Raw genomic sequence first — 7211 nt, forward strand, 5'->3', positions numbered from 1 at the left:
CAGAAAGTCATGTGCTTGCCTGGTTTGTCATTCTGAACGAAGTGAAGAATCCAGTAACATAACCGCCAGCGCATATCGCATTGGATTCTTCCCTGCGCTCAGAATGACCAAGCGGAGATCTGTCTTCCGTCCTTCGTCCTCTGGTTTACTTCGACAGCCCGAATGCTTCGTGCGCCGCGCGCACGGCCTCGTCGGCCTTGGCGCGTTCCACCGCGAGAGTCATCTTGATCTCGGAGGTGCCGATCAGCTGGATGTTGATCCCCCGGTCGCCGAGGGCGGTGAACAGCGCCGCCGCCACGCCGGCGTGCGTGCGCATGCCGACGCCGACGACCGAGAGCTTGGCAATGTTGTCGTAGGCCTTGACCTCGCCGCCACCGAGCTTCTTGAGCACGGGCGGCAGCACCTTGACGGCGTTCTGCGCATCGTCGCGCTGCACGGTGAAGGTCAGGTCCACGCCGCCGGTGTGGGCGACGTTCTGGACGATCATGTCCACGTTGATGCTGGCCTCGGCCAGGGCGGTGAAAATGGTCGCGGCGGACGAGGGTTTGTCCGGCAGACCGCTGATGACGACCTTGGCCTGGTCCTTGTCGACGGCGATGCCGCGGACGACGACCTTTTCCATGTAGGCGACTTCTTCTTTCACGATGGTTCCTGGGTTGTGGTTAAAGCTGGAACGGACCTCGAACACGACGCCATATTTCTTGGCGAACTCGACGGAGCGCGATTGCATGACCTTCGAACCGAGGCTCGCGAGCTCGAGCATCTCATCGTAGCTGATTTCCTCGATCTTCTGCGCGGTCTTCACAATGCGCGGGTCGGCGGTGTAGACGCCGTCGACGTCGGTGTAGATCTCGCACTTGTCGGCCTTGCAGGCGGCGGCCAAGGCAATGGCCGTCAGGTCGGAGCCGCCGCGGCCGAGAGTAGTGATCTGGCCGGCCTCGTTCATGCCCTGGAAGCCGGCGACGATGACGACCCGGCCCTCCTTCAGGTCCTTGAGGATCGACTTGGGCACGATCTGCTTGATCTTGGCCTTGGTGAAAACCTGGTCGGTGAGGATGCCCGCCTGCGCGCCGGTGTAGGACACGGCCGGCACGCCGATCGCGTGCAGCGCCATCGCGGTCAGGGCGATGGTCTCCTGCTCGCCGATGGCCAGCAGCATGTCCATCTCGCGGGTGTCGGGTCGGTCGTTGATGGCCTTGGCGCGAGCGATGAGCTCATTGGTCACGCCGGACCGGGCGGACACCACCACGATCAGGCCGTGGCCTTCCGCGTGGGTCTTCTTGATGCGCGAAGCCACATTCTTGATGCGGTCGACGTCACCCACCGAGGTGCCGCCGTATTTCTGGACAATGAGAGCCATGGAAAGAGTCGGGTTAAATGGCTCAGCCGGACGGGGTTTGGCAAGGCGCGAGTGCACCCCTCGCGTCATAACCCAACCGTTGAACCACTTGCGGCAGATGTAGCTGCCGACCTTAAAGCTCAATCAGCCAAGCGTCCCGGTATGACGCCCAGCAGGCGCCGACCATGGATAACGGCGATGATGCGGACAACCTTGTCGCCGATCTCATAGATCAGCCGGTATTCGTGGATGAAAGCTCCCGACAGTTCTCACTTCCGATCTCCGGCACAACCCGCCCGCGCCACGGCAGGATCTGCAGGCTGCGCCCCGCTCCGAGAATCCTTTCGATCACCGCCGAGGCATAGCGCGGCGAGTCCTTCCCGATGTAGGCGGCAATGCCATGCAGGTCGTCCCGAACCTGCGGTGACCAAACTACTTCAAAATCCATTTGGCCAGATCCTGCTCCATGACGGCTTGCGGTATGCCGCCCTCGGAGACGAGACGTTGCTGGCCCAGTTTCATCTTCTCGAGCACAAAGAGGTGGTGCTGGATGTCCTCCAACGTCGCGTCGTCGGGAAGTTTCTTGATCATCTCGACGGCCTCGGATTTGTCCGCGCTCATGAACGGCAACCTAGCCCGACTGTCCTTAAAGTCCAGAGCGCTTTCCACTCTGAGGTTCAACCCTGCGCGGGCGGTTTCTTGGCAAACTTGTTCTCGGTGCCGTTCAGCAACCGCTTGATGTTCTCGTGGTGGCGCAGGATGACGAACCCGCCCAGCACCGAAGCGATCACGCTGATGGCCACATGATACGGCAGCAGCCAGCCGGCCGCGACGATGGCGACGGCTGCGAGGATCGACGCCAGCGACACGTAGCGGAAAGCATAGAAAACCACGACCCAGGTCGCGCCGGCGATGCCGCAGGCCAGCGGCATGAGGACAACCAGCCCGCCCGCGGCGGTCGCGACGCCCTTGCCGCCCCGGAATTTGGTGAAGACCGAAAACGAATGGCCGATCACGGCCGCCACCACGCCGATCAGCGCCAGCACCATCGGTCGCGGCGCGACCACCATCGGCAGCAGCGGCCAGCCGGTCGCGATCGCGCCCTTGATCATGTCGAGCACCAGCACGGTGTTGCCGGCCTTGGCGCCGAGCACGCGCTTGACGTTGGTCGCGCCCGGGTTGCCGCTGCCGGCCTTGAAAATATCGACGCCGTGCGCCCGCGCCACGAGGTAGCCAAATGGCAGCGACCCGAGGATGTATCCGATGAGGGCTGAGCTAACTAACCAGGCGTTAAACATCAGAGTTTGACCACCACAGCCTGCTTGATGGCGCGATGGCTGGTCAACTCCTTAAGGGCCGCCTCCGAGGGCGCGCTGTCCAAATTCAACACGCACAGGGCGGTGCCGCCGGCGTTGTTGCGGCTCAGCGACATGGCCGCGATGTTCACCTGGTCGCGGCCCATCAGCGTGCCGACCATGCCGATGATGCCGGGCTCGTCGTGGTTCTCGTAAATGAGCAGGGCACCCGCGGGCGCGGCCTCGACCTCGCGGTCGTTGAGCGCGATCAGGCGCGGCGCGTTGGCCTTGCCGATGAGCGTGCCGGCGGCGCTGACGCTCGTGCCGTCGGCGGCGATCGCCTTCACTTCCATCAACTCGGTGTAATCGGTGTCGGCCGTGGACTTGATGACCTCGGACTTCACGCCGAGGCGCTCGAGGTTGAGCGGGGCGTTCACGTAGTTGACGCTCTCGCCGCTGATGCGGCGCAGGTAACCGCGCTGGATCGAGCGCGTGACCGCGGTGGCGTCGAGGTCCACCATCTTGCCCCAATAGGTGATGCGCAACGTGACGACCGGGCCGGGCGCGATCTGCTGGACGAGCGTGCCGAGCTTGGCGCCGAGTTCGAGATACGGCCCGAGCACCTTCAGCTGCGCGGCGTCGATCGTCGGCATGTTGACGGCGTTGCGGATCACGCCGCCGTTGAGCACGTCGGCGATCTGTTCGGCGACCTCGACGCCCACGGCGTCCTGCGCCTCGGCGGTCGAGGCCCCGAGGTGCGGCGTGAGCGTGACGTTCGGCAACGTGCGCAGTTCGCTGTCCTGCGCGAGCGGCTCCTCCTCGAACACATCAAGGCCGGCGGCGGCGACCTGGCCGGACTTGAGCGCGGCGACGAGCGCCGACTCCTTGATGATGCCGCCGCGGGCGCAGTTGAAGATGCGCAGGCCCTTCTTCGTCTTCGCGAAGGCCGCCTCGTCGATCATGTATTTTGTCTGGTCGGTCAGCGGCATGTGCACCGTGATGTAGTCGGACTGCTTCAGCAGCTCGTCGAGCGTGACGCCCTCGACCTGGATCGCCTTGGCCCGGCTCGGCGCCAGGTAGGGATCGTAGGCCAGCACCCGCATGCCGAAGGCCTGCGCGCGCTTCGCCACCTCGGCGCCGATGCGGCCGAGGCCGACGATGCCGAGCGTCTTCTTGAACAGCTCGATGCCGGAGAAACTCTTGCGGTCCCACTGCCCCGCCCGCATCGACGCGGCGGCCTGCGGCACCGGGCGCGCGCCGCAGAGGATGTGGGTGAAGGTCAGCTCGGCCGTCGCGACGGTGTTGCCCGAGGGTGTGTTCATGACAATCACGCCCCGCTCGGTGGCGGCCTCGACATCCACGTTGTCCACGCCGACCCCGGCGCGGCCCACGACCTTCAGCAACGGCGCGGCGGCGAGCACTTCGGCGGTGATTTTCGTCTCGGAGCGCACGGCGATGGCGTGAACGTCCTTGACGATCTCGAGCAGTTTCGCCGGCGGCGTGTTGTAAGCCTCGACCACCTCGAAGCCCGGTTGGGCCCGGAAGTAGGCGACGCCGGAGGAAGAGATTTTGTCCGCGACCAGGATCTTCATGGGTCCGGTCAAGAAGCCGGCCCGCCCTAGAAAAAGCAACCCCGCAGGCCCGCCGGCCGGCGGGGTTGGCGCAGATTTATGACTTGAAGGATTAGGGTGTGTTTTCAAACCCAACAAATACCTGTTTCCTGTCATTCTGAACGAAGTGAAGAATCCATGCGTTCGCTCGCGATATGGCCTTCGTTGCCGTGGATCCTTCGCTCCGCTCAGGATGACAAACCGGGTTTGAAAATACTCCCTAGAGGTGGAACCCGGCCTCCGGACGGGTTGGCAAGCCGCACGAAAACAAACCCGTCCGGAGGCCGGGTTCCACCTTCAGGCAATCACGCCGCGAGCGACGGATAGTCCGTGTAGCCGCGCGTGTCGCCGCCGTAGAAGGTGTCGGCGATCGGCACGTTGAGCGCGGCGCCCAGCGCGAGCCGGCGCGGCAGGTCGGGATTCGCGATGAAGAGTTTGCCCCACGCCACGGCGTCGGCCTCGCCTGCGGCCAGCACCGCCTGCGCGGTCGACCTGTTGAAGCCGTCGTTCGCGATGTAGACGCCGCCGAAGGCCTGCTTGAGCGTCGGGCCGAAGCGCGGGGCCCCGAGCGACTCGCGGGCGCACAGGAACGCGATCTTTCGTTTGCCGAGTTCGGTCGCGAGGTAGCCGAAGGTCGCCGCCGGGTTGCTGTCCTTGATGCCGTGTGAGCCGCCGCGTGGTGCGAGATGGTAGCCGACGCGATCGGCACCCCACACGGAAATCGCCGCGTCCGTGACCTCCAAGGCCAGGCGCGCCCGGTTCTCGACGGAGCCGCCATATTCATCGGTGCGCCGGTTGGAGCCGTCCTGCAGGAACTGGTCGAGCAGGTAGCCGTTGGCGCCGTGGATTTCGACGCCGTCGAAGCCGGCGCGCAGGGCGTTGACCGCACCCAGGCGGTGGGCGGCGACGATACGCGGGATCTCGTTCAACTCGAGCGCCCGAGGAGTAACATACGGCTTGTGCGGCCGGAGCAGGCTCACGTGGCCGGTCGCGGCGATGGCGCTCGGCGCAACGGGCAGCGCCCCGCCCAGATAAACCGGGTCCGACACGCGGCCGACATGCCACAGCTGAAGGAAGATCCGTCCGCCCGCGGCGTGGACTCCCTGCGTGATCCTGGTCCAGCCCTTCACCTGTTCGTCCGACCAGATGCCCGGTGTATCAGGATAGCCGACGCCCATCGGGTCGACCGAGGTGGCCTCCGTCAGGATCAGCCCGGCCGAGGCGCGCTGGACGTAATACTCCCGCATCAAGTCGGTCGGCACGCGGCCTGCGCCGGCGCGGCACCGCGTCAGCGGCGCCATGATGATGCGGTTCGGCAGCGTCAAAGCGCCGACCTGAAGCGGTTCGTGCAAGAGGGATGACATTGCCGAAGCGATATAGTCAGGACCGGGTGCTTCGCAAATGCCGCCGCCAGATCCTAGCCGGACAACCCGCGCGTTCCGGCGGCCACAACCTTCGCCGTGGCGGCAAAAGCCTCCACCAAGGGCTGCGGGCCCGCCTGCCGCCACACCAGTTCGAGCGACAACTCGCCGGTTCGGGTCCGAAGCGCATGGTAGACCACGCCCGGGCGGCGCCACTGGCGCAGGGACTCCGGCACGAGCATGACGCCCAAGCCCGCCGCCACCAGCGCCAGCGCCGTCTGCCACTCGCCGGCCTCCTGGTTGAAACGCGGCTGGAAACCCGCGCGCTGGCAGGCGGTGACGACGAGGTCGTGGTAGAGCGGCGCGAGCGTGCGCGGCAGCATGATGAATTCCTCCGCCTTGAAATCAGCCAGCCGCACCGGCCCCCCCGCGGCTTCCTCCCCCTCGCCCGCCGAACGCGCCAGCACCAGCGGTTCGTGCGCGAGCAGCATGCTCTCCAAGCCCTCCTCGCGCACCGGCGTCCGGACGAACGCCACGTCGAGCTTGTGGTGCCGCAGGGCGATGAGCTGTTCCTCGGGATTCATCTCAAAGCACCGGATCTGCACCTTGGGCCGCACCCGGTGGAACTCACGCAGGATGTCGGGCACCAGGTTGTAGACCGCCGACGTGACGAACCCGATGGTGAGCCGGCCGGCCTCGCCGCGAGACGCCGCCCGCCCGAACTCAAACGCCCCGTCCGCGTGCGACAGCACCAGCCGGGCCCGTTCCAGGAACGCACTCCCCTCCGGGGTCAGTTCCACCTTCCGGCTCGTGCGGTGAAAGAGCCGCAGGCCCAGTTTCTCCTCCAGGGAACGGATCTGCTGGCTGAGCGGCGGCTGGGCCAGCCGCAGCCGGCGCGCGGCCCGCCCGAAATGCAATTCCTCGGCCACGGCGATGAAGTAGCGCAGGTGTCTCAGCTCCATGTTCTGTTCCGGCCATATCTATTAAGTATCGATCGGACGCCAAGATGATATTGGATGTTTCGATCATTTCAGGTGATACTGGGCCCCTCACCCATGTGGATCGTCCGACTCGCCCTCCGCCGCCCTTACACGTTCACCGTGATGGCGCTGCTCATCGTCATTCTCGGCCTGCTGTCCGTCGTCCGCATGGCCAAGGACATCTTCCCGTCGATCGACATCCCGGTCGTGACCGTCCTCTGGGTCTACGGCGGCCTGACGCCCGAGGAGATGGAGAAGCGCATCATCACGATCAGCGAGCGCGCCATGACGACGACGGTGAACGACATCGAACACCTCGAGTCGCAGTCGCTGCCCGGCGCGGGCGTGATCAAGGTCTTCTTCCAGCCGGGCACGAGCATCGACGCCGCCGTCGCGCAGGTCACCGCCATCAACCAGACGATCCTCCGCGTCCTGCCGACCGGCGCCACGCCGCCGCTCGTCATCCGCTTCAGCGCGTCCAACGTGCCCATCCTCCAGCTCGGCCTCGGCAGCAAGACCCTCACCGAGCAGGCCCTGTATGACATCGGCCTGAACTTCCTCCGCGCCCAGCTCGCCACCGTGCAGGGTGCGTCGGTGCCGCTGCCCAACGGCGGCAAGGTCCGCCA

The 7211-nt window shown here is 65.6% G+C and carries 8 protein-coding genes; 1 reads left to right on the forward strand and 7 read right to left on the reverse strand.

Annotated elements, in window-relative coordinates; translation table 11 throughout:
* Positions 1 to 145 precede the first annotated feature (145 nt).
* The 7 genes from BLU29_RS17715 to BLU29_RS17745 all read right to left on the reverse strand — a co-directional run bounded on the left by BLU29_RS17715 (position 146) and on the right by BLU29_RS17745 (position 6567).
* Complete coding sequence (locus tag BLU29_RS17715) at positions 146 to 1360, reverse strand: aspartate kinase (RefSeq protein ID WP_091060776.1); 1215 nt, start codon at positions 1358 to 1360, stop codon at positions 146 to 148.
* 211 nt (positions 1361 to 1571) lie between these two features.
* A complete protein-coding gene (locus BLU29_RS17720) occupies positions 1572 to 1787 on the reverse strand; it encodes a type II toxin-antitoxin system RelE/ParE family toxin (RefSeq protein ID WP_197677739.1) in 216 nt (71 codons plus the stop codon).
* A complete protein-coding gene (locus tag BLU29_RS17725) occupies positions 1772 to 1960 on the reverse strand; it encodes a hypothetical protein (RefSeq protein ID WP_091061278.1) in 189 nt (62 codons plus the stop codon). The genes BLU29_RS17720 and BLU29_RS17725 overlap by 16 nt, the downstream gene beginning before the upstream one ends.
* A gap of 56 nt (positions 1961 to 2016) precedes the next feature.
* Positions 2017 to 2637: a glycerol-3-phosphate 1-O-acyltransferase PlsY gene (gene plsY / locus BLU29_RS17730; protein WP_091060778.1), complete on the reverse strand. Its 621-nt coding sequence runs from the start codon at positions 2635 to 2637 to the stop codon at positions 2017 to 2019.
* Complete coding sequence (gene serA / locus BLU29_RS17735; protein ID WP_091060780.1) at positions 2637 to 4226, reverse strand: phosphoglycerate dehydrogenase; 1590 nt, start codon at positions 4224 to 4226, stop codon at positions 2637 to 2639. Before serA ends, plsY begins: the two co-directional genes overlap by 1 nt.
* Before the next feature lie 323 nt (positions 4227 to 4549).
* Complete coding sequence (locus BLU29_RS17740; RefSeq protein ID WP_091060783.1) at positions 4550 to 5608, reverse strand: alkene reductase; 1059 nt, start codon at positions 5606 to 5608, stop codon at positions 4550 to 4552.
* 53 nt (positions 5609 to 5661) lie between these two features.
* Positions 5662 to 6567 carry a LysR family transcriptional regulator gene (locus BLU29_RS17745; protein WP_091060785.1) on the reverse strand — a complete coding sequence of 302 codons (906 nt, stop codon included), beginning with the start codon at positions 6565 to 6567 and terminating at the stop codon, positions 5662 to 5664.
* Positions 6568 to 6660: 93 nt separating this feature from the next.
* Between BLU29_RS17745 and BLU29_RS17750 the strand changes: the two genes are divergently transcribed.
* Positions 6661 to 7211, forward strand: a 551-nt coding sequence (locus BLU29_RS17750; RefSeq protein ID WP_172830298.1) for an efflux RND transporter permease subunit, incomplete at its 3' end; no start/stop codon positions are given.

It is taken from the genome of Opitutus sp. GAS368 (assembly GCF_900104925.1).
Taxonomy (GTDB): Bacteria; Verrucomicrobiota; Verrucomicrobiia; order Opitutales; family Opitutaceae; genus Lacunisphaera.

Excerpts from the sequence above, each read along its gene's own strand:
- BLU29_RS17715 (WP_091060776.1), bottom strand. The coding sequence starts at position 1,360 with ATGGCTCTCATTGTCCAGAAATACGGCGGCACCTCGGTGGGTGACGTC.
- BLU29_RS17720 (WP_197677739.1), bottom strand. The coding sequence starts at position 1,787 with ATGGATTTTGAAGTAGTTTGGTCACCGCAGGTTCGGGACGACCTGCAT.
- BLU29_RS17725 (WP_091061278.1), bottom strand. The coding sequence starts at position 1,960 with ATGAGCGCGGACAAATCCGAGGCCGTCGAGATGATCAAGAAACTTCCC.
- plsY (WP_091060778.1), bottom strand. The coding sequence starts at position 2,637 with ATGTTTAACGCCTGGTTAGTTAGCTCAGCCCTCATCGGATACATCCTC.
- serA (WP_091060780.1), bottom strand. The coding sequence starts at position 4,226 with ATGAAGATCCTGGTCGCGGACAAAATCTCTTCCTCCGGCGTCGCCTAC.
- BLU29_RS17740 (WP_091060783.1), bottom strand. The coding sequence starts at position 5,608 with ATGTCATCCCTCTTGCACGAACCGCTTCAGGTCGGCGCTTTGACGCTG.
- BLU29_RS17745 (WP_091060785.1), bottom strand. The coding sequence starts at position 6,567 with ATGGAGCTGAGACACCTGCGCTACTTCATCGCCGTGGCCGAGGAATTG.